At 48.6% G+C, this 21,926-nt stretch carries 16 protein-coding genes and 1 tRNA gene; 8 read left to right on the plus strand and 9 right to left on the minus strand.

The window, feature by feature from the left end; translation table 11 throughout:
- Positions 1 to 31 precede the first annotated feature (31 nt).
- A complete protein-coding gene (locus AC286M_RS08620; protein ID WP_488203983.1) occupies positions 32 to 367 on the minus strand; it encodes a hypothetical protein in 336 nt (111 codons plus the stop codon).
- 414 nt (positions 368 to 781) lie between these two features.
- Here AC286M_RS08620 and AC286M_RS08625 point away from each other — a divergent pair.
- Positions 782 to 854 (plus strand) — tRNA-Ala (locus tag AC286M_RS08625).
- Between the two features lie 107 nt (positions 855 to 961).
- On the opposite strand, the gene AC286M_RS08630 is transcribed toward AC286M_RS08625, so the two are convergent.
- A complete protein-coding gene (locus tag AC286M_RS08630) occupies positions 962 to 1,171 on the minus strand; it encodes an acetyltransferase (RefSeq protein ID WP_488203984.1) in 210 nt (69 codons plus the stop codon).
- A 329-nt stretch (positions 1,172 to 1,500) separates the two neighbouring features.
- On the opposite strand from AC286M_RS08630, the gene AC286M_RS08635 reads away from it, so the two are divergent.
- The 5 genes from AC286M_RS08635 (at position 1,501) to AC286M_RS08655 (ending at position 7,698) form a co-directional block, all read left to right on the plus strand.
- Positions 1,501 to 2,976, plus strand: a complete 1,476-nt coding sequence (locus tag AC286M_RS08635; RefSeq protein ID WP_488203985.1) for an AAA-like domain-containing protein — start codon at positions 1,501 to 1,503, stop codon at positions 2,974 to 2,976.
- 206 nt (positions 2,977 to 3,182) lie between these two features.
- Positions 3,183 to 4,775 carry an AAA-like domain-containing protein gene (locus AC286M_RS08640; protein ID WP_488203986.1) on the plus strand — a complete coding sequence of 531 codons (1,593 nt, stop codon included), beginning with the start codon at positions 3,183 to 3,185 and terminating at the stop codon, positions 4,773 to 4,775.
- A 159-nt stretch (positions 4,776 to 4,934) separates the two neighbouring features.
- Positions 4,935 to 6,563 carry a B12-binding domain-containing radical SAM protein gene (locus AC286M_RS08645; RefSeq protein ID WP_488203987.1) on the plus strand — a complete coding sequence of 543 codons (1,629 nt, stop codon included), beginning with the start codon at positions 4,935 to 4,937 and terminating at the stop codon, positions 6,561 to 6,563.
- A gap of 272 nt (positions 6,564 to 6,835) precedes the next feature.
- Positions 6,836 to 7,012, plus strand: coding sequence for a hypothetical protein (locus AC286M_RS08650; RefSeq protein WP_488203988.1), 177 nt, complete (start codon positions 6,836 to 6,838; stop codon positions 7,010 to 7,012).
- 221 nt (positions 7,013 to 7,233) lie between these two features.
- Positions 7,234 to 7,698: a CYTH domain-containing protein gene (locus AC286M_RS08655; RefSeq protein WP_488203989.1), complete on the plus strand. Its 465-nt coding sequence runs from the start codon at positions 7,234 to 7,236 to the stop codon at positions 7,696 to 7,698.
- 7 nt (positions 7,699 to 7,705) lie between these two features.
- Here AC286M_RS08655 and AC286M_RS08660 read toward each other — a convergent pair whose 3' ends face one another.
- The 4 genes from AC286M_RS08660 to AC286M_RS08675 all read right to left on the minus strand — a co-directional run bounded on the left by AC286M_RS08660 (position 7,706) and on the right by AC286M_RS08675 (position 13,235).
- Complete coding sequence (locus tag AC286M_RS08660; RefSeq protein ID WP_488203990.1) at positions 7,706 to 10,522, minus strand: sensor histidine kinase; 2,817 nt, start codon at positions 10,520 to 10,522, stop codon at positions 7,706 to 7,708.
- 294 nt (positions 10,523 to 10,816) lie between these two features.
- Entirely contained in the window at positions 10,817 to 11,098 is a 282-nt protein-coding gene (locus tag AC286M_RS08665) for a circadian clock KaiB family protein (RefSeq protein WP_488203991.1), read from the minus strand.
- 238 nt (positions 11,099 to 11,336) lie between these two features.
- Entirely contained in the window at positions 11,337 to 11,537 is a 201-nt protein-coding gene (gene gifA / locus AC286M_RS08670; RefSeq protein ID WP_488203992.1) for a glutamine synthetase inactivation factor IF7A, read from the minus strand.
- A gap of 156 nt (positions 11,538 to 11,693) precedes the next feature.
- Positions 11,694 to 13,235, minus strand: coding sequence for an adenylate/guanylate cyclase domain-containing protein (locus AC286M_RS08675; protein ID WP_488203993.1), 1,542 nt, complete (start codon positions 13,233 to 13,235; stop codon positions 11,694 to 11,696).
- Positions 13,236 to 14,552: 1,317 nt separating this feature from the next.
- On the opposite strand from AC286M_RS08675, the gene AC286M_RS08680 reads away from it, so the two are divergent.
- Positions 14,553 to 15,035 (plus strand): hypothetical protein, encoded by a 483-nt coding sequence (locus AC286M_RS08680; RefSeq protein ID WP_488203994.1) that lies wholly within the window; start codon positions 14,553 to 14,555, stop codon positions 15,033 to 15,035.
- A 154-nt stretch (positions 15,036 to 15,189) separates the two neighbouring features.
- Here AC286M_RS08680 and AC286M_RS08685 read toward each other — a convergent pair whose 3' ends face one another.
- The 3 genes from AC286M_RS08685 to AC286M_RS08695 form a co-directional block, all read right to left on the minus strand.
- Entirely contained in the window at positions 15,190 to 16,410 is a 1,221-nt protein-coding gene (locus AC286M_RS08685; RefSeq protein ID WP_488203995.1) for a polysaccharide biosynthesis/export family protein, read from the minus strand.
- A 64-nt stretch (positions 16,411 to 16,474) separates the two neighbouring features.
- Positions 16,475 to 18,679, minus strand: a complete 2,205-nt coding sequence (locus AC286M_RS08690; protein WP_488203996.1) for a GumC family protein — start codon at positions 18,677 to 18,679, stop codon at positions 16,475 to 16,477.
- A 548-nt stretch (positions 18,680 to 19,227) separates the two neighbouring features.
- Positions 19,228 to 20,046: a WecB/TagA/CpsF family glycosyltransferase gene (locus AC286M_RS08695; RefSeq protein WP_488203997.1), complete on the minus strand. Its 819-nt coding sequence runs from the start codon at positions 20,044 to 20,046 to the stop codon at positions 19,228 to 19,230.
- A gap of 543 nt (positions 20,047 to 20,589) precedes the next feature.
- On the opposite strand from AC286M_RS08695, the gene AC286M_RS08700 reads away from it, so the two are divergent.
- Complete coding sequence (locus tag AC286M_RS08700) at positions 20,590 to 21,771, plus strand: transaldolase (protein ID WP_488203998.1); 1,182 nt, start codon at positions 20,590 to 20,592, stop codon at positions 21,769 to 21,771.
- The last annotated feature ends 155 nt before the right edge of the window (positions 21,772 to 21,926 follow it).

The following is a 21,926-nucleotide window of genomic DNA, read 5'->3' on the forward strand; positions in this document are numbered from 1 at the left end:
ACGCCAAATTGTGATTTTTGCTTTGCAAGACTTATTGCACAAATGGCTCCAATGATTCTAGCGAGGATTTTGAGGCAGGAGTTGCCCCCAAGTAAGCCAGATTGCGAGTGTTCACATGGGCCTGTAAACGGCGATTTTGCTGAATCGCCAGTTGGAGCGGTACGCTATTTAGCCCTGGAGATAAATCAAACTGATCAATTTGAGATGGGGCTAGGCGTTCTGGCTCTACTTCGTAATCCATTGTCACCAAGTTGATGCGGACGCCGCTCATCCGCAACGCGTGCTGCGTGACGAAGAATCCGCCCGCGAATGTTGCGACGGATAAACCAACTGCAATTGTAATGGCGCGACGAAGACGCACAGACAAGCTTTCCCCCTTGACTTTTGGATTTCTGGATTTTAAATCTGCCGTATTTCGGCCATGTCAAACACATCACACTCTTATTTTTTGGGAAAAGACGTGTCTGCCAAATCATCCTTGCTGTACGTTGCGTGGCTGATTTGGGTCTATCATCAGCCAGATCTTCTGGTGAACCCCAAAATGATCTAAAAATCGGTCTTCAATCAGTGATCTGGCCTAGATGACGGAATCAGCCGATTTACGCCGCTTATTGTCTAATTTTAGTGAGATCAACTCCAATCCTGCCACTCGGATATCGCCCAAATCGGTTGAACTGTTCGCGCTTGTTTGGCTCGCTCCCGTTTCTACGGTCTGCACTTGTTTCTAGCCGATGGCAGGCGTAACCACAGCGGAGAAACTTGCGGTAAAATTCACTCACATGGGGAATTAGCTCAGCTGGTAGAGCGCTGCGATCGCACCGCAGAGGTCAGGGGTTCGAATCCCCTATTCTCCATTTCCGATTACCCATTTAAATAGACGTTATTGGAAATAAAGTTTTGGGGGTTGGAAATTGTTTTGCAGCGCGGTGGAGCCGCGCTGCAAAACAATTTCCGATAAAGTCTAATGTTTACGGTAGTCACCATCAACCCAGCACAGAGGCAGTGATTCTCCGGAAGGAAAAACGAGATGGGACTTGGTAAATAATTCTGGGTCTTGCAATTCTTCTCCAGCGTGGAACCGACCCGTCACCCGTTTAGATATAGGATTCCAAAGGTCTTGGAGTTCTAAAACTTCAACTAAGCTGTTGGAGGGTTGATGCAGTAAGAACATAAGGCTCACCTTCTGTCTGAATATGCGAACGTTTGTTCAAAAGACTCACATCTTGCTCACACGAGGTTTTGTTCAAGCCGACTCGTAGAACCAGAAAATTAGCACTAGAAGTTAGCACTAAAAAAGCTCGATATGGGGCTAAAGCCGCGCCAGTTGCTGAAAAGCCTCCATTGGTGGCAGCCAAATATCTCTAATTTCATGATCGCACTGTCAACTGAATTCAGTTGATCTACGCATACAAAGTTAACGATTCCTGATATTAAATCAGTCAAAGTGACAACGTAAAGAAATGGGAGAATAGGCCGAGATAGATATCGTTAACAGTTGCAATGACGGTTGAAGAAGCCCTTGCCATTATTGATGCAGCACTAAAGCCAGATTGCTTGAGCGACCTGCAAGAAGAGGTTTTTCGTCAGGCTTGGCAGAGCAAAACCTATCAGGATATGGCGCTGCAAATTGGCTATGACAATGACTATATTCGCGTCGTAGGTTTTCAGCTTTGGCAGTTGTTGAGTGCAGCGTTTGGGATCAAAGTCACCAAAAGTAATTTTCGTTCTGTGCTGCGGCAGCAGGCTGCTGAGATAGATGAGCGAACGATCGCTGATTCCGCAGTGGCTGAAGCGACTCGTCATACAGTGCGATCGCACCTCCTTAATCCCCAGTCCGCCGTGCCGCTTGAATTCCCTCAAGGCCCGGTGCCGCTCAACTCACCGTTTTATGTTGAGCGACCGCCGATTGAGGCAACCTGCTATCAAGCGATTGAACAACCTGGAGCACTCATCTGTTTGCGAGCACCGAGCCGCATGGGCAAAACGTCGCTCAAAAATCGGGTCTTAGCCTATTGCCAGCAGAAAGGATTGCAGACCGTCAGGCTCAACTTTGAGCAAGCCGATGCGCTATGTCTCGGCCACCCCAAGCAGCTCATGCGCTGGTGCTGTGCCAATATTGCCCAGCAGTTAGGATTACCCCATCGCCTAGAGGACTATTGGGACGACATGCTCGGCGGCAGCATCAGCAGCACCATTTATATGCAGGGCTATGTGCTGGCACAAACGGACGCGCCAATTGTCCTAGCGCTAGATGAAGTCAATCGGCTGCTTGAATATCCAGAAAGCGCCAAAAGCTTTTTGCCGCTGCTGCGCTCTTGGTATGAAGAAGCGAGAAACCTGGAAATTTGGCAGAAACTGCGTATGTTTGTGGTTTACTCCACTGAAATCTATGTGCCGTTGGATATTCATCAATCGCCATTTAATGTGGGCTTGTCGGTGCGGCTTCCGGAATTTACGCCCGAGCAAGTGGATCACTTGGCACAGCAACATGGATTAAGCGAGTGGCATCCTGGGCTGACTCAATCGCTGATGGCGATGATAGGCGGACATCCGTATTTGGTGCGGCTAGCGCTCTATCACCTTAGCCAATCACAGCCCAGCCCAGCCGCTGGCCTTGATCCGAGTTCAGATGCTGGTTCCCATCCGAATACTGGTTCAAGCAATGGATTAGCTCCATCCGGATTAGCTCTATCCGATTTGGCTCAACGCTTAGATGAGCTGTTGCAAGCGGCTCCCACACCGCAAGGCATCTACTACCATCACTTGCGACAGCATTGGTTAACATTGCAGCACCATCCAGACCTGATGCAAGCGGTTAAACAACTGGTGAAAACCTGCGATCGCAGCGGAATTGATCCCATTGCAATTTACAAGCTAGAGAGTATGGGATTGATTAAATTGGACTTAGAAGGGGTGCAAGCAAGTTGCACATTGTATCGCTTATATTTTTATGCTCAACTCAGTAGCGGCATGTAAATGAATTGGATCTCAAAACCGGGGGAGTGTTCTCCGGGGCACTCCCCCGGTTTTGAGGTTTTAGTTTGTGCCTGCCAACATGCCGATGGTGATTCAAAATAATTTGTAAAAAGAATTGTGATCTAAAGACTGATCCTCACCGTACTTCTTACAACTCTTTTAGAATTGCCATAGCAGAATAAACACACCCTACACCGTCGAGCAGCATGGATAGCCAACCTGCGATCGCGACCAACGGAATGAATCAACCCCGTTATGCTTATCAAGTGGGGGGTAGCCTCAGCTGCGACGATCCATGCTATGTGGTGCGCCGCGCCGACACAGAGCTGTATCATGCACTCCGTCAGGGCCAGTTTTGCTATGTATTTAACTCGCGCCAGATGGGCAAATCTTCGCTGCGTGTACGAGTGCGCCATCGGCTTCAGCAGTCTGGCTACTGCTGTGCCGCGATTGATTTGACCCAGTTGGGTAGCCAAAACCTGACGCCTGAACAGTGGTACCGAGGGCTAATTTCGGAGCTGTGGCGGACACTGGGCCTAATGGGACGGGTGAATCTGCGGGCATGGCTGCGGGAACAAGCTGATCTGTCAGCGGTGCAGCAGCTAAGCCATTTTATTGAGACGGTGATTTTGGCTTATATTCCGGCCAATTTAGTCATTTTTATCGATGAAATTGATAGCGTACTGGGATTAGATTTCTCGGTTGATGATTTCTTCGCCTGGATTCGCTACTGCTACAACCAGCGAGCCGAGCAGCCAGACTATCGTCGATTGACCTTTGCCCTCTTTGGCGTGACCACGCCGTCCGATTTGATTCAAGACCACAGCCGCACTCCGTTCAACATTGGACGTGCGATCGCACTGACTGGGTTTCAGCCGGATGAGGTAAAACCTTTAACCTATGGGCTGGCAGGAATTGTGCCTACCCCCCATCTGGCCCTGAAAGAAATTCTCAAATGGACTGGAGGACAGCCCTTTCTCACTCAAAAGCTATGCCAGTGCATGGTCGAACAGCATCAAGCCCAGGTGCGATCGCTGCCAATTTCTCGCCACCCTGCAACAGCCAGCAAATCACAACCTCCTAACCCGTTTTTGGATCAGCTGGTGCAAGAAGCACTGGCTCACCACAGCGATATTGCCGTGCAGGTTGATACGGTGGTGCAGTCCCGCATTGTTGCCAATTGGGAAATGCAGGATAACCCTGAACATTTACGCACGATTCGCAATCGGCTGCTGCACAGGTCGCCGCATACCCAGCTTTTGCTGGATCTGTATGAGCAAATTTGGCTCCAGGGTGATGTTTCCACCGATCAGTATCCGATTCAGATCGAGCTTCAGCTAGAACTGATGCTGACTGGGCTAGTTGAAAAACACGATAGTCGCTTACGCTTGCGCAATCAGATTTATCGAGCGGTGTTCGATCAGGCTTGGATTGAGCAGGAGCGAAACAAGTTACCGGCTCTGACGACATCCGAGAGTCAAGCTGGAGGCAAATCTGCGATCGCACCGATCGCACCGCTGCAAACGCTTCACTCCAGTCCTCCTCCGCCCTCATCGCCACACTCGTTGTCACAGTCGCAACATCTTCAACTTGTCCCTGAGCCAAACCAAGCTGAGCCGCTTTGTCCCAATGACAGTAACAGTATTAGCCAAGCCGTCATTCAACAGATCAATGCATTAGATATAGACGCTGTGGAAGCAATTGCCCGATCCATCGCCCAGCACTCACCTCAAAAAGCCCAGGCTTTGCTACGAGGTCTGACTACCGACAACCATCAAAACCCACCCAAACAACGTTGACAAACCACTAGACTATGGCTGCAAAATATTCAGTACTTCGTACTCAGCCCTCAGCACCCAGCCCTCAGAATTGACCTTCATCATGTAGCGCTAATTCATAAACCTGGGATCAGGCTCGATGTGTCAGGATGAAAGAGATGAGATTTAATCGGTTTGACCTTGTCTGATTCTTTTGCTGCTGAACGATTGCTGTTTACGCCTGCCACGCCGCATGATGGGGCAGTGCCGCTGATTTTTGCCTTTCCCAATGACTACACCATTGGCATTACCAGTTTGGGCTATCAGGTCGTGTGGGCAACCCTGGCGCAGCGGGCCGATTTACAGGTTAGCCGTCTGTTTACTGATATTCAGGAGCCGCTGCCGACTAAGCCAGAACTGCTGGGGTTTTCTGTCTCCTGGGAACTGGACTACGTCAATATTTTGAACCAGCTTGAAGCGCTCCAAATTCCCATTCGTGCCTGCGATCGCACTGCCGATCATCCCCTTGTCTTTGGCGGTGGCCCAGTCCTCACCGCTAATCCGGAACCCTTTGCTGATTTCTTTGATTTAATTCTGCTGGGTGATGGTGAAAATCTGCTGGATCAGTTTATTGATGCCTATCAACAGGTCAGAGGTCAGAGCCGCGCTGCCCAGCTCCGTCACCTGGCTCAAGTTCCCGGCATCTATGTGCCCAGTTTGTATCAGGTGGACTATCATGCCCCCGATGGCGCAATCCGGCACATTCAGCCGATTGATGCTGATATTCCCGCCATTGTTGAAAAGCAAACCTATCGCGGCAATGTTCTCTCCGCCTCTACTGTCGTTACGGAACAGGCGGCCTGGGAGAATATCTACATGGTAGAAGTGGTGCGGAGCTGTCCCGAAATGTGCCGCTTTTGCCTCGCTAGTTACCTAACCCTGCCGTTTCGTACCGCTAGCGTTGAAGGGTCACTCATTCCAGCCATTGAACGCGGATTAGCGGTCACCAATCGGTTGGGACTGCTGGGCGCATCGGTTACCCAGCATCCTGAATTTGACGCACTGCTGGACTACCTAAACCAGCCGCAATACGACGATGTGCGATTGAGTATTGCCTCTGTTCGTACCAATACTGTCACCGAGAAGCTGACCCGGACGTTGGTCAATCACCACACCAAGTCCATCACGATTGCCATCGAAAGCGGTTCGGAACGAGTGCGCCAAATCGTCAACAAAAAGCTGGCAACTGACGACATCGTGCAGGCTGCGATCAATGCCAAAGCGGGTGGCCTCAGCGCCATGAAGCTCTACGGCATAGTCGGCATCCCAGGTGAAGAAGCTGACGATCTGAACGATACCGTTAACCTAATGCTGTCCTTAAAGAAAGCGGCTCCTGGTCTACGTTTAACCCTGGGGTGCAGCACCTTCGTGCCCAAAGCTCACACTCCTTTCCAGTGGTTTGGCGTCAATCCCGATGCTCAGAAGCGGTTGAAAGTATTACAGAAACAGTTGCGATCTCAAGGTATCGACTTTCGCCCCGAAAGCTACAACTGGTCAATTATCCAAGCCCTGATTTCCCGAGGCGATCGTCGCTTGTCCAAACTGCTGGAACTAGCCCGCCACTACGGCGATTCCGTCGGCAGCTACAAACGCGCCTTCAAACAGCTACGCGGCAGCATTCCCCCACTAGAGTTTTATGTGCATGAACAGTGGTCAACCGCTCAAGTCCTGCCCTGGAGCCACCTGCAAGGCCCGTTACCAGATGCAACCTTACAAAAACACCTCAACGAAGCCCTTACCCATTTCCCACAGACTCTGGCAAAGGTGTGAGGGCTGAGTTTTCCAGTGCTGAGTGCTATAGCCTCTAATCCCTTTACATCCCTCCACCCTCCTTCACAAAACTTAACCCCTTTCTCCGTATAACTAACCCCTCTGAGTCATTTTCTACGTGATCCCCATTAAAAGTTAGAAAAGATTCCGTGTCTCCCTGGATTAACCAATAAGCGGGTATTCGATTCAATGGTTGTAACGTTTGATGTAACGACTTGACAGCCCGTTGATCAATCGTCCTCCGCCCCATTGCTTAATCTGAGGATTGCCCCATGATGAAACGCCCCTGGAAAGCTCTGCTCATTCGCACAACAGTCTGGCTAGCTGCTGAAGTCATGTTGAGCATAATTGGTTTAGATGATTTAGCCGATTACAGCGAATACCTATTCGAAGGTCGTCACACCAACGTCGCTGAGTGGGCCGTTTCTTTTCACACTCCAATCGCTTAATCTTTAACCCGACATCGTGCTAAATTGACCACTGTATTCCAACTGTCTGATTTCTCTCTACAACTTTTATAGCTTTGATAGCCGTTGCCATTTGAATTGAAATACTGGCAAAATCTAACGTCGAAACGTTTGAACGTTTTGGGGGTTACCCAAGTCCTAACTGATGCGGCTACCGCTTTTACAACCTCTACAGCCTCAAGACCTTTACAGCCTTACTTCCCATGCCTCAAGAAATCGAACGCAAGTTTCTGGTCAGCAGTGATGAATGGCGGGCAGGAGTACAGGGCGAAGTTTATAAACAGGGTTATATCGTTAGTAATGCCGAGCATAGTGTTCGGGTGCGAGTGATCTGCGATCGCGGTTACTTAACGATTAAGAGCGGCGTAAAAGGCATATCTCGGGCTGAGTTTGAGTACGAAATTCCAGTTGCAGATGCTGAAGAAATGCTGCAAACGCTGTGTCAGCCGCCGCTGATTGAAAAGACGCGCTACAAAATTTTGATCAATGGACTGGTCTGGGAGGTGGACGAATTTGCCGGAGCAAATGCAGGACTGATTTTGGCAGAAGTTGAACTGACAGATGAAGCGCAAAGCATTGATCTGCCTGCCTGGATTGGTGAGGAGGTATCCCATGATCCACGCTATTTCAACTCCAACTTGGCTCGTGTGCCCTACTCAACCTGGTAATGAACCGCTAAGCATCAAGCGGCATAGAATTCATGGCTGCTGCATGTAAAGGAAATGCCAGCTTAAATTCAGTTTGGCTGTTGCTACTTTGCACTTGGATCAGGCCACCGAGTCGTTCCACCCGCTGTTTAACCAGCGCTAATCCTAACCCAGTGCCGCCATGCTTCCAGGGATCGCTGTTGGGAATGCGGTAAAACTTTTGAAAAATCTGAGCTTGTTCAGCTTTGGGAATTTCAACGCCTGAATTCATCACTCGAATTTGCATTTGGCTGGCGGTGGCATTGGCTGTAATCTCTATTCGCTCACCGGGCGGCGTGTATTTATAAGCATTATTCAGTAGCTCCATTAAGATGGGTTCGAGCTGAGCTGGATCCGTTTCAATCGTCACTAAAGAAGACGGTAAGTTGATCTTAAAGACGTGCTGTCGAGACTTGGCTTGTTCTCTGAATGATTCGGTGATGCGGGGGAGCCAGATTTTGAGATCAACCGGGATGCATTGTAGGGTTTCCTGTCCGGCTTCTAGGCGAGACAAATCGAGTAAATCATTGATTAAGCGGATTTCTCGCTGGCACTCGTCCTGTAGTACCTGGAGATATTGAGCAATCGCTTTATCTTGAGCCACTTCACCAGCAGCCTGAATGCGAACTTGCAGCATGTGGGCTGCCATCCGGATGCTGGCGATGGGGGTACGCAACTCGTGGGATACCGTGCTGATAAAGTCGTCTTTTAAGCGATTGAGTTTGTCAAGTTCGCGAACCTGGGCTTGGGATTCTTGATAGAGGCGGGCTTGGCGAATTGCGATCGCGCATTGGCTGGCAATTTGTTTTACTAAGCGAATCGGTTGATCCCCAAAGGCATGTTCCGCATCGTGGATCAGCCACAGGTCACCAATACTGCCCTGATCGTCATAAATGGGGCTGGTCAATACCGATGTGCGACCCCGTGAGGCATTGGGCAATAGCGAACAGAACTGAAACGTATCGCCATTCATCAACTGGCCATAGATCTCGGGAAATGCATCTAGCTGTAGCACCCGTCCAACATAGGATACATTCGGCGCAGCATATTCATAACGAATGGTTGAGCGGCGTTTTTTGGTGTCATACAGCCCAGCATTACAGCCCTTTGCATCGACAGCCTGCACCAGTTCCCGCACTGCTGTATGCAGAATCTGTTCCTCGTCCAGGCTATCCCTCACTTTTTCAAGAATGCGCTGGAGGGTGGCTTCAAACTGAAAAGCCCGCTCTAGCTCCGCAGTGCGTGTTTCAACCTGCTGACCTAAATCCGCGTTTAGCTCTTGCAGTTGGTTGTACAGGCTGGCCTGATAAACTGAGCTTTCTAGCTGATTGGCCAAGCGACAGAGAAAATCCATTTCATGAATTTTCCAGTAGCGGGGCGTTTTGCACTGCTGCACAATCAAAACGGCCCAGATCTGGTCATCCTGAAACAGTGGCGTTGCCAAACTAGCCTGAACTTGCATTGCCTGAAGCGCTTCTTGATCGCCGCTCGTCAGCATCGGTGACTGGCGATTGCGTAGGACTTGAATCTGGCGCTGGTGGTGAATCGTATACCGCTTTAGATCGTCGTACAGTGCTGGTAAAGTTTGATGGAGCAGAGAAGACCAGCTCGATGCAAGGGCTTCTGAAATGACCTGCAAATGGGGCTGAGGAAATGGCGCTGTAGGAAAATCTCGATTCGGCTCGCTGAGCAGACTGCTGGTATTGCCGTCGCTGGTATTGCCTCCGTCACGCTCTGAGGCCTGATCAGGATTGCCAGTCGTTGCCGCACGCTCGATTCTGCCGTCTTGCCGCGCATCGCAATCTGCCTCTCCTTGATCATCTGGCGCTAGATGAATGCGGCCAATCAGCACCCGATCGGCCTGTAAAAAATCCAGTAGCTCCCGGCTGGTGGTGTCCAAAATGCGCTGCAGATCCAGCGAATGGCGAATAATGTGGGAAATGCTGCTCAAGCGATCGTAGACCACTTGCTGATGCACGATTGCTTCCGCCTGTCGCTGCGTTGTCACATCATGCAGCAGCACCAGACATACAGGTTGATTGTGCCACTCAATTTGCACCAACTGCATTTCCACCTGCACCATCAGTGGAATATGAGAGGTTGGCTCGACTAAGCAGACTTCCGTAATCTGTCCGGGAATCGGCATCCCAAAGGTTTGACCAACCAGACTGGTGCGATCGCACTGAAACAAATCCGTGGCAGCTTGGTTGACCCATTGAATTTGACCGTCTTTATCCAGCCACAGCACACCATTGGGGATATCGGTCAAGATAGTTTGGAGGTCAGATTCAGAGGGGGCGGAGGTTTGGGGTGATGTCGGCGTGACGGGGGATGGGGAGGTTTGTTGATAGTTGATGGGGGATGCTGGTGTTAGAGTTGGCGCTTGAGGTTGTGAACGATTGGGTGACTGTTGAGGGTGGCGGCGGGACTGGTAGCGTGCGATCGCATGCTGAACCAGCCGGTTCAGGCCATATCCTCCCGTTTGCCTGTCTACCGCTGCATCCCACACATCTTCGGCCCCTGCGTTGAGTAGATGAATGGCCCAATCATTCTCAATGGCTTGACCCACTACAATAATCGGCAGGTCAACGCCAATTTGGCAAAGATGCGCTAATGCCTCTAATTGGGATGCACGAGGCAAATCAAGGCCGAGTAAAATGGCGGCGAAAGACTGGCGGCGAAGTCGTTGCTGTGCTGCCTCTAGCGTCAGCTCTACAACAACAGTGAATGGCAGTTCAGCGATCTGGGTTTGGATCGCTTCAGTCGTTAAAGCTGTTCCAATACCCAGCACTGTTGTTGTAGGCACAGATTGCATTTCACCTTGATTCCAACGTTCAGTAAACTCGCTGACCTAGTTTATTCAGTAGTTCTCAAAAAGCAGTGACTGGGGTGCGTCGATTCTGCTTACGCCAACCAAATTACGGCTTGAATGTCACTACCACCTGTTAATGCCAATATCGTGCGATCGCAGCCAACACTGCATCATAACCCTAATTTACTCTACTCCATGAATTTAAGCTTTCCCATACTGTGTGGAACCCCAAATTCAAACTAGCGGTTAGTCAACGTTGTTTGGTGGGTTTTGGAGGTTGACACAGCACTAGCGATGATCTGAACTTAATTTGAGGCGCTGCAAGACTTGAGGCGTGGCATCAAACGTACCCACGACTTGACGACGGGGTGAGATATCAATCCGCATCAAAGTCGGCGTGACCAGAATCCCATAGTTTGCCCCAATCTCTGGCTGCTCAACAATATCAATAATGGTTAAACGGCACTGCTGAGTCAGTCGGTATTCACACAAATACACTACATCTGCGATCGCACTCCAGGACTCTGGCGTTTGACCTGCAATAAACAACAGCAGCGAAACCTGTGACATAGTGTACGAACGGGAGCGAACGAAAAAGCGGACTGATTCATCGTCTCATGTCGAGATGCAGACAACGCCTCAATCCGCCTGTGCGGAACACCTAATTTAGCAATTGGTAGTGATATGCAGTGATATTCAAATAAGGATGCTTGTTATGTAGACGACGCTACACAGCACAACATCCTTACTCTTGATAGCTCTTGATGACTACCTGAAATTCAAATTACAAATGATTGAAATGGATTAATTAGCTCAGGGCGGAGCGGCTGCGGTCGTAGCTTTGGCTTGCGGATGCGCTGGGTTTGCCCTGGATATGGCTCCAATGCTCGGCAGCTTCTGCTGGCATCCCAATTTCAGTAGCGGAGCGGCTGAGCATGGCTTGCTGACGGCTTTTGATTTGATGATGATGGCGATGCATGAGTGCCCGCGCTTGTTCAGATGCAGACATGGGAGTTACCTCGCTGGGGTCAGATGAGAAGTTGAATACCTATTCAGGATAACAATATTTTCTGTATAAAGTGCTACAGAAATGAGTGGATTTATTATTTCTTAACTAACTAATCATGATTTTCAGAAGCTCGACGCTTACTTGAACCCTGCAGCACTATTCTTCCCCAGGCTCAGACACGGCCCCGCCCTTGCGGCCAAGCAGCCAGTAAGTTGACATTTCGCCTTGCCCTTTAACAAAGATTTTGCCCCGTGGCTCAAAGTCATATGTAGTCTTGAGGCGACGGTAGGTTGTTTCCGTTACCTGAATTTTGCCAGGAATACCTTGAGATTCCATACGGCTGGCAATATTGACTGTGTTGCCCCACAAATCGTAGGTAAACTTGCGCGTACCAATGACGCCAGCAACAACTTGCCCAGTATTGATGCCAATTCGGAGGTTGAGAGCATGTTCGCCGACCGTGCGAAATTGGCTGATGATGCTCTGCATGCTGAGCGCCATATCTGCGATCGCACTCGCGTGGCCAGGAGTAGGCAACGGTACTCCTCCGGCCACCATGTAGGCATCACCAATGGTTTTAATCTTCTCAACCTCATAGCGCTCGGCTAGATGGTCAAATTCCGAAAAAATTTGATTCAGCATTCGCACCAAATCACGAGCGGGCATATCGGCCACCAGGCGCGTGAAGTCTACGATGTCGGCAAACAGAATCGTCACATCCGGCAGCATATCGGCAATAACGGCTGGCTTTTGCTTCAGTCGCTCAGCCGTGTGCTGCGGCAAAATGTTGAGCAATAAGCGTTCAGCCCGTGTTCGCTGATGGCGCAGTTCAGCCTCAGCCTGATGCCGCTCCGTGACATCCTGTACGCTGCCTTCGTAATAGAGAATCTCGTTTTTCTCATCACGGGCCGCCCGTAAATTTTCTGAAACCCAGATAATCGAACCGTCCTTGCGATAAACCTGAGACTCAAAATCCATCACATCGCCAAACTGCCGCATGTAGGTCAAAATTTCATCACGGCGACGGGGACGCACATAAAGCTCATCCATATCGGGCAGCTCAGTAATTAGCGCTTCTGGTGATTCGTAGCCGTAAATTCGCGCCAAGGCTGGATTCGCGCTGGTAATCTGCCCATCCAGATTGGCCTGATACATGCCTTCAACCGCATTTTCAAAGATGCTGCGATATTTTTCTTCCGCTTGTTTGCGATCGCGCAATGCCTGATCTTTGGCTGCAATCTGTTCTTGCAACAGCCGATTTTGAGCTTCGAGCTGGGTTTGCAGGCGTCGCAGGGTGATGTGGGTATTGAGCCGTGCTACAACCTCGGCAACTTGAAACGGTTTAGTGATGTAATCTACAGCTCCTGCACCAAATGCCCGCACTTTTGCCATCACCGCATCTAAAACGCTGATGAAAATAATTGGCAGAGCCTGTGTAGTCGGATTTGCTTTGAACCGTTGGCAAACGTCATAGGCCTGATCGGCAGACGCTGACGTTTCTACGCTGATAATGATCAGATCAGGCAGTTGAGTTCGCGCAGATGCCAAGGCAATCGAACCATTGATGGCGGTCTTCACCACGAATCCTTTGCTCTGCAAAATATCTGCTAAAACTCGGAGTTGATCAGGCTGATCATTGATGATCAAAATCGTGTTTTGAACTGCAGTTTGATTATCGTCCAATGGGGACTCATACATGATGAAAGACTGTAAATCACAAGGGGGCTTTGCTTCTATCACCTTACGGCGATCAGCCTAAAAATCCGGTTCGAATTCGGATTTAACTCTGGCATACCAGACTCGTTTCGTACTGGCAGGGAATCAGCCAACCCAAAAAGAGAGCGCAACGGGGTAATTCCGCTCCGCCCATTTCTATAGACTTTATTGGAAATAAAGTTTTTGGGGTCGGAAATTGTTTTGTAGCGCGGCTCCGCCGCGCTACAAAACAATTTCCGATAAGGTCTTATGTTATGTGTCGTTATGCGTCGGAGATGTATCGAAAGAAAATATCAAGCGTGAATAACGCCCGTAATCAAAACCAACTCAGCTTTCTACGCAGAAGTTGCTGCTGAATATGGCTTGGCTGCCACCAATGACGAATCGAGTTTAGACCAACGAGCTGCAAATCCGGGCGAAAAAGGGCATGAATTAGCCACGAATAGCTTGACCGCTCAATCGCGTTGTTCAACTGAGCGTTGTTCAACGATCAAGCGTTAGCCCAAGATAATCCGATTGTAGAGAGAAAGCGCTAGCGAGATCACTGCGATCGCAACAGCAGAGAGCAGAATCAATTCCATAAGTCACACATCAGATGGATAAAGAGCTGGAGGCAACGCTTGTGTTCATTATGCTGAATGAAACGCTTACTCCAAAATCGCAAAAACACACGGGGTGAATCATCATATAAATCAGCATAACCAGTATTTATGCTCATTTGCTGAAATGTACTGTTACGTTTATTTGCGATCGCAATAGATTTTGCTCAAATTAGGTGAACTTATGTAAATAATCAGTTCCTGAAGCCCATCAAAACGATTGCTTTATCTAGCTTTAAGCTGTTTATGAGAATTTAAGCTTTTACTTGTGTATAGATTAATAACGAAGACTCTTAGCTGAATCAGCGCAGTCTTTGGCACTCAACCACCATTTGTATTCACGCCCGCAGCCTACTGTTGTCACACTTAATTTGCTATCCCCATTTTTAACTACCAGCTCTGTTTTTAATCTACCAACCTCTCAACCATCAACCCCTCAACCATCAACCCCTCAATTATCAACCCCTCAATTATCAACCCCTCAACTATCAACCCCCAACTTCTTAACCCATCAACCCACCAACCCCAAACTGATAATCGCCTAGATGGGTACTGTAGGTACAAAGTTGCCTTTGCCATGATGTGTTCAGTTAGCAAACAGACAACGCGTTGAGTTAAGCCAAGCACTTCACTCCCAGTACTGAGTTCGTTTGCTAGCGACTGAAACGTCTAACTCATGCAACATTTGGAGATTACTCTCATGACGACATTACTACCTCAAGAGCGCCAAGAAGCTGCAACTGAAGTCCACAAGATTCCTCTACCTCCAGTTGAGGTTTGTATCTGGGATTTGGATATTGCAGGAACAGGTGAAGGTTCCCAGTACATCATCAAAGATGATGAAGCGTTCTCAATGAGCTTGAAAATCAAGTTCCAAGGTGGTCGTCTAGTTGACTTGCTGATGTGCTACGGCATTCAGGCTGATGTTGAATTTGCCCTTGAAGGCTTTGGTACCGCAGCAGAAGTTAATTTGTCTGCTCCGCCAGTCATGACAAGCAAGGGTGTGTTTGAGTACACCGCTACTCTCAACATTCCTGCCGGTTCCGCTTCTGTCAACTTGACACCTGGCGTTTACAAGATGGCTGCTGCTCTGACCGTGAAGCCGAAAGAGCCTTGCTCTGATATTGGCCCGGTTGCATTCGGATACATCTCCGACGTTGTCTTCCAGGTTTATTCTCACTAAATCCTGAAAAGATAGCGTTGTGAGACTGAACCGATAGTTTTATAGCTCAGTAGAAAGCGAGAGGAAGGGCCCCCTCTCGCTTTCAAGCATGATATGAACGGTTCCAGAGACTCAACCTTGCGATCGCGCATATCGCAAAACGTTATGAGGTTGGTTAGAAACTGAAGATATCTAGCACATCTCCAATTGGACCGAGCACCCGTGGAATGAAATCGAGGAATGACCGTGAGCCTTCCTGTGGCACAACAATCACGTCGCCTTCTCGTACCTGATAGTTATCAACTAAATCTTCAACATCGATTTCTTCCCCAGCGATTTCGCCATCGCGATTGAGTCGAACGAGGACAACTTCATCCAGTTCAGCATCCTCAGTTGGACCACCCGCAACTGCGATCGCAGATGACACTGAACTATCCGGGGAAATTTCGATCGGACCAGGATTTTCAACTTCGCCCACAACCCGTACTTGAATCGTATCGGGGGCAAAGGTCGAGGTTGCCACTAACCGAGGATCGAATTGAGTGCCATCGGTAACTTCTGGAATATAGATTGAATCTCCATCTCGCAAAATTGGATCTGCGGCAACATCATCAGACCAAATTGCATTCCACAAATTAATCTCGATAGACTCCGATTTGTTTCCCGGTAGCGACCGCTGCACGATGACGCGACGAATATCAGCGGTGCTACGCACACCACCTGCTGCACCTAGGGCCGTACTGAGGGTCGGAGATGTGCTGGATGAGGTGATTCTGGAGTTTGTGTCAACCCGAGTCCGCACATCTGTAAGGCTGCTCAGTTGAACAGGGCCCGGTCGATGAACTTCCCCAGCAATGTTGACCACCACTGGCCGTAATACAGTTAAGCTCACATCGACTGATGGATTGACGAGATAAGCACTCAACTGACTAGTCAATTCACGTGAGAGAGACTCAGTTGTCCTGCCCTCGGCCCGAATGGGTCCCAACAGCGGAATTGAGATTGTGCCATCTGGTAAAACGACCCGAGAACCCTCAAATTCCTCATAGCCAAATACAGTAATGGCAATTTGATCGCCAGATCCCAAAATATAGTCAACGTTACCAAACTGCTCAAATGAGACGGTTGGAGAATCGGGTATATCTGGTACAAACCGCCGCGGCTGATCTGGGACAACCGTTTCCGGCTCAGCGTCCTCTTCTCCAGGTTCTAATTCTTGTTGCTCAAAATTCCCGTCTGCTTCCTCTCCAGGAAACTCCTCTAAATTCATTTGCGCATCTGTATCTGTCCTTTGAGCAACCATCTGTGCCCATGCTGTGGTTGGGATAGTCAGACTGAAACCCATGACCAGTCCAGCTGCGGACAGACGTCGCAGAATCCGATGTTTGATTACCATACGGGCCATACCTTCGTATAGACGTAGTGTTTATAATGTTGAACCGCTAAACGCCCCTGCACGATTAGCGCTTGAGCTTCATACGACGATTAGAGTTAGACGGTGCTGCTACCTCAACGGCTTGAGCGTTGGTGTAATAAAAGTAGCTGTCTGGTTCCCGCTTGACATTTACACCATTTGCAACAATACCGAGAACATTTGGCTCAGACCGGGAGAGCAAGGATTTTGCGGCGGTTGCACTGGCTGAATCGAGTACTCCTGGTCGAACTACCAACATGACACCGTCAGCCATCTTGCCAAGAACGGCGGCATCGGCTGTTCCTGCTAGGGGTGAAGTATCAAACAGAACATAATCGTATTCTGTGGCAAACATCTGAATGAGAGAGGCCATCCGTTCGGAGTCGATTAATGCTAATGGATTCGGCGGAATCACGCCTGCGGTTAACACCGACAGATTTTCCGTCACCTGTTGAACTGCATCATCAAACTCATCCTGCCCCACAATGACGTTACTGAGGCCAACGGAGTTCACAAGTCCCCATAAATGGTGCTGAGAAGGATGGCGCATGTCTGCATCGACAATTAAAACCCGCCGCCCAACCTGTGCGATCGCAGCCGCTAGATTCGCCACAACTTCCGATTTACCCTCTTGAGCCACAGAGCTGGTCAACACAATTGTTTGAATCCGCTGATCTGAGCTAACAAACTTCAAATTCGCCTGCAGCATCTGATAGGCATCATGAATGGGTAACCGAGGCAACGTCGTTGTCACCACTCGAGGTGATACTCCCTCTAGCGTCTGCGATTGAGCGTGGGTTGCCGTGTCCGTATCAAACTTAGGCACAATACCCAGCAGCGTATAGCCAAATAGGTCTTGCGCTTCTTTAACCGTTTTGACTGAGCGATCAATCAAATCAACAAAGAATGCGGCTGCAATACCGAGTAAAAGACCGACAAAACTACCTGCAATTAAATACTTCGAGGTTTCGGTTTCCCTTGGCCCATTCGGAACCAGCGCTGGCTGAATGACTCTAGCATTGCCTACGTTTTGATTTTCAATAACGCGAATTTCTTGCAATCGAATCAGCAAGTTCTCATACGTCGTTTGAGCAGCCGCCAACTCCCGTTCAAGTTCTCGCTGCTGCTTCTCTAAGCTGGGGATAACATCAGCTTGATTGCGATAAGCGCCTCTGAGCTGGTTGAGAGACTCAATCTTGCTTTCAAGCCCTAATCGTTGCACTTCAGACTGCACTAAGCTAGCAGCTAGAGTCTGCTTAGTTTCTCCGGCCTGTAGATCAGCGGGTGAAATTTGTTCTACTCCAACCAGCTCAGTAATTTGGCTTTGCAGCAGCTGTTGCAATGCTGCTTCCTGCCGGACGAGCCCGGATACTGCGGGATGCTGCCCAGTGTAGCGAGTTTGTTCGGTAGCAAGTTGGCTCTGAACCTGCTGCAAATTGAGGAGTGTCTCTTGGACGGCAGGCGACTGGCTAACCTCAACTAGGCTAATTGCAGCTTGAGGAGATAGCCCCAACTGACGGCTCAGTTCAACTGTTTGAGCTGCCGTATCAGATAGCTGAGCCTCCGTTTCGTTGATTTGCTGATCTAAGCTGGCAATCAATCCGACAACAGCGCTAGCCTCTTCCTCCAAAACAATGATCTGATTTTCTGCCTTAAATCGACGTAGCTTTTCAGCCGCACGATTCACATCCTCTTCTGTCCGAGGCAGCTGCTTAGCAATAAATTCTCCCGCCGCTGTCGCTTTTGCTCGGTTCGAAAGAATATTGTTAGCAATGTAAGACTCCATGACCTGATTAACCACGGCAGCGGATAAATCAGGATCCTCTCCAACGAAGCTAACCTGCAAGACATCAGTACCAGTCACTGGCGTAACCTCAATGCCTCGGCTCAGCGACTTAGGGCTCAAAGGCTCACCTTCACTGTTTGTGAGGTTCAGTGTATCGATGGTATCCTGCAAAACAGGTAAAGAGGTAATAACAATGGCTTGAGTGTCTAGCGGATTGCCTTGAAATGTTAAAGCCTCAAGCTCACCGATATTTTCACCAACTCCGGTTCCTGTCAGTGAACGGACTCGATCCGCTTGGAACAGTAATTGACCGTTCGCCTCGTATTCAGGCTCCTGTAGCGTGGCCGAAAAGCCCGATAGACTAATGGAAGCTGCAAGCACCCCCGCAACAATTAGCCAGCGGCGTTTCAAGATCAGCCAGTATTTCTGAAAATCAATTTCGTCGGAGTGTTTTTTAGTCTCCATATCAGTCATTTCCTGCGGAGCAACTCTGTAGAGGCTTTTATAAATCTGAGCTTTGTGCAGCGATCGCACATTCAATGGAGTTTGAAGTCAAATCGTAATGTTTAAGTTATCGGAACCATCATGAATCTTAGATTACCCTTCCTGTTGCCTCATATCTAAACTAAATCTCAATGAACTGGGATTTCAGTAAATTTAAGCTTAGGCATCAGTTGGCCGAGAGGCCTACGTAAAAGATAAATAGTCAAGGGAGCGGATTATAGAACATATGGCTTAGACAACTCGACCGTCAGCGACTCAGCAACACTATGCTGCAACTCATTGTATTGCAACTACTGAAAACCATTGAGGCTAACTATAGCTGCTTGCATGTCTCACATCGTCCATTGATCGTCAGTTAATTACCCGTTGACCTGCTGACTACAACCGTATTGCTCCTTCCTATTTGCGTTTGCGCACACACTATTAGATGTTTGCTAAAAATGTATGTTTGAAAATATATTTGCCGATCAGCTTAAGTCAGACCTGATATTGAGGTCGTCAGTAAAGACTTAAACACGCTTGCCTATTTCCCGCCAAGCTTTTAATGAATCCTCAAGCAGCAGCAACATAAACTTGAAATTACCGATCGTATAACGCTGCCAAAGCCGTGTAGGTTCCATCAGCATGCGCCATAACCATTCCATACCAACTTGGCGAACCCACTGGGGTGCCCGAGGTACACGATTTGCCACAAAATCAAATAATCCACCAACTCCCATACAGGTTATGCCCGGTAACTGATCAACGTGCTGATCGATCCAGAGTTCTTGTAAAGGAACCCCCATCGCCACAAGCAGCAAATGAGGATGCGCCTTACGGATATCTTCAAGCACGGCTTCTGTTTCAGAGCGGTCAAAGTACCCATCCCGAACACCCGCGATCTTGAGTCCTGGAAAAGTACTTGCTAGGTTCCGAGCAGCTTGTTCTGCCACACCGGGTTTAGCACCTAGCAGATAAATTGAAAGCCCTTTCGATGCTCCAACCTGACATAAGTTAGGAACCAAGTCAGTTCCATTCAGGTTGTATGTCAGGGGCTTGCGCTGTAGTAGGCTACCCCACAAGACGCCACTACCATCTGCTAACAGAAGATCACTGCGGGACAGTGCATTAGCTAATGGTTTATTGCGGGATGCTGTTACCAGAGTGTGAGCATTTGCATAAAAAATTCGTCCTCCCTGGCGCTCCAGCAGCCGAACCAGTAATTGCCGAATTGCTTCATGAGTCGGCATTCTATCGAAACGGGTGCTTAGAAAAACGACTTGATGCGCCATGCTGGCACTGATCTGCGCAGAGTCGTTTATGGCAATAGGTGTGTAGCAGTCTTGCATTGGTTGCGAGCCGTAGATTTAACAATTCGCTATCAAACCTAGATTAGTTTTTTTACCTAGACTCGGCTTGGATTTTGCTGGCAACTTTAAGGACTTTTCAAAAAGATCAGAACAAATACGCATGAAGTGTGAACAACTGATGAAGGACTGCCGATGTCAGGTTTTATCACGCAAGCCATAGAAAAATAAGCATTTCACCCATATTTAGTCACAAAAATACAAAATAAACTCCTGGCGTATAAAATTGGTATCCCATCGCTGGGTCGGGGGGCTTGAAATACTGATTCTTGAAGGTTATATATGCTACATGCTGCATCTGCCGCAGAGTAGATGGACTGATTTTATTTATGTGTTAATAAACTCAACTGAATTTCGTTTGGCAAGGTGCAAGGTTGACAAAGTGTTTTGGTTTACGGTCACCGTCCTGAAATCGCTGTACTCTCTGATTGGCCACTTCTGATTGGCCACTTCTGATTGGCCACTGATTATGATGCGTTGCTAATGTGATGCATTGTGACTGTATCTAACATGAGGACAACGGTTATGGGCAGAAGCTTACTGGAACAACTGCGGGAGATGACGACTGTCGTTGCCGATACCGGTGACCTTCAGGCAATTGAAACCTTCAGACCACAAGATGCAACAACTAATCCATCTCTTATTACGGCGGCAGCACAGATGCCGCAATATCAAGGTATCGTGGATGATACCTTGAAAAAGGCGAGAGCTGAGTTAGGTTCAAGCGTTGATCCGAAAGAGGTTGCAACCCTCGCGTTTGAGCGTTTGGCAGTTGCGTTTGGACTTAAGATTTTAGAGTTGATTCCAGGGCGAGTTTCAACGGAAGTAGATGCCCGATTATCTTATGATACGGACGCGACGGTTGCTAAAGCCCGGTATCTGATTGAAGAATATGAAAAAGCGGGCATGAGCCGCGATCGCATTCTGATCAAAATTGCTTCAACTTGGGAAGGCATTCGCGCTGCTGAGATCCTAGAAAATGAAGGAATTCACTGCAATCTAACCCTGCTATTTGGCCTACACCAAGCCATTGCCTGCGCGGAGGCAGGTGTAACGCTAATCTCACCCTTTGTAGGTCGTATTTTGGACTGGTACAAAAAGCATACGGGGCGGGACAGCTATCCAGCTCCAGAAGATCCGGGTGTACAGTCTGTCACCACTATTTATAACTATTACAAAAAGTTTGGCTACTCCACGGAAGTGATGGGAGCGAGTTTCCGTAATATTGACGAAATCAAAGAGCTAGCAGGTTGTGATTTATTAACAATATCGCCCAACTTGCTTGATCAGCTCAACAGTACAATTGACACATTACCTCGCAAGCTAGATGCAGCAGCAGTTGCTGACATGGAGATTGAAAGATTAAGCATTGATAAAGCAACGTTTGATCAAATGCATGCGGCTGATCCAATGGCATCTGAAAAGCTTGACGAAGGTATTAAAGGATTTACAAAGGCGCTGGAAACACTTGAACACTTTTTGGCCGAGCGGCTACGGCGAATCGAAAGTGGTGAAACCGTCGGTCATGCTGCTGATAACATTTTCCAAGTTTATGATTTAGACGGAGACGGGTTTATTACTCGGGAAGAGTGGCTGGGTACAGATGCCGTATTTGATGCTCTGGATGTGAATCAAGATGGCAAGATTACGCCAGAAGAAATGGGCGCTGGACTCGGTGCCGTCGTAGAACTGGCAAAAAGCCAGTAGAGTAATTTACCTGATGAATGGTGCGTTGGGATACTCAATGAAGACCACACAGTAGCTTGATGAGTGGCTTCAATTGCAAATCTGTCAAATCGAGTATATGCAGAGATCCCATCCCACCTTAGACTGATCTCTAAGCGGTTTTTGAAAAATGCATT

Source organism: Thainema salinarum CENA647 (assembly GCF_057732415.1).

What these genes read in the sequence shown, in the direction of transcription:
- AC286M_RS08655 (WP_488203989.1), top strand. Translation starts at nt 7,234, where the DNA reads ATGCCTCAAGAAATCGAACGCAAGTTTCTGGTCAGCAGTGATGAATGG.
- AC286M_RS08685 (WP_488203995.1), bottom strand. Translation starts at nt 16,410, where the DNA reads ATGGTAATCAAACATCGGATTCTGCGACGTCTGTCCGCAGCTGGACTG.
- AC286M_RS08640 (WP_488203986.1), top strand. Translation starts at nt 3,183, where the DNA reads ATGGATAGCCAACCTGCGATCGCGACCAACGGAATGAATCAACCCCGT.
- AC286M_RS08635 (WP_488203985.1), top strand. Translation starts at nt 1,501, where the DNA reads ATGACGGTTGAAGAAGCCCTTGCCATTATTGATGCAGCACTAAAGCCA.
- AC286M_RS08675 (WP_488203993.1), bottom strand. Translation starts at nt 13,235, where the DNA reads ATGTATGAGTCCCCATTGGACGATAATCAAACTGCAGTTCAAAACACG.
- gifA (WP_488203992.1), bottom strand. Translation starts at nt 11,537, where the DNA reads ATGTCTGCATCTGAACAAGCGCGGGCACTCATGCATCGCCATCATCAT.
- AC286M_RS08690 (WP_488203996.1), bottom strand. Translation starts at nt 18,679, where the DNA reads ATGGAGACTAAAAAACACTCCGACGAAATTGATTTTCAGAAATACTGG.
- AC286M_RS08695 (WP_488203997.1), bottom strand. Translation starts at nt 20,046, where the DNA reads ATGCAAGACTGCTACACACCTATTGCCATAAACGACTCTGCGCAGATC.
- AC286M_RS08680 (WP_488203994.1), top strand. Translation starts at nt 14,553, where the DNA reads ATGACGACATTACTACCTCAAGAGCGCCAAGAAGCTGCAACTGAAGTC.
- AC286M_RS08650 (WP_488203988.1), top strand. Translation starts at nt 6,836, where the DNA reads ATGATGAAACGCCCCTGGAAAGCTCTGCTCATTCGCACAACAGTCTGG.
- AC286M_RS08700 (WP_488203998.1), top strand. Translation starts at nt 20,590, where the DNA reads ATGGGCAGAAGCTTACTGGAACAACTGCGGGAGATGACGACTGTCGTT.
- AC286M_RS08630 (WP_488203984.1), bottom strand. Translation starts at nt 1,171, where the DNA reads ATGTTCTTACTGCATCAACCCTCCAACAGCTTAGTTGAAGTTTTAGAA.
- AC286M_RS08665 (WP_488203991.1), bottom strand. Translation starts at nt 11,098, where the DNA reads ATGTCACAGGTTTCGCTGCTGTTGTTTATTGCAGGTCAAACGCCAGAG.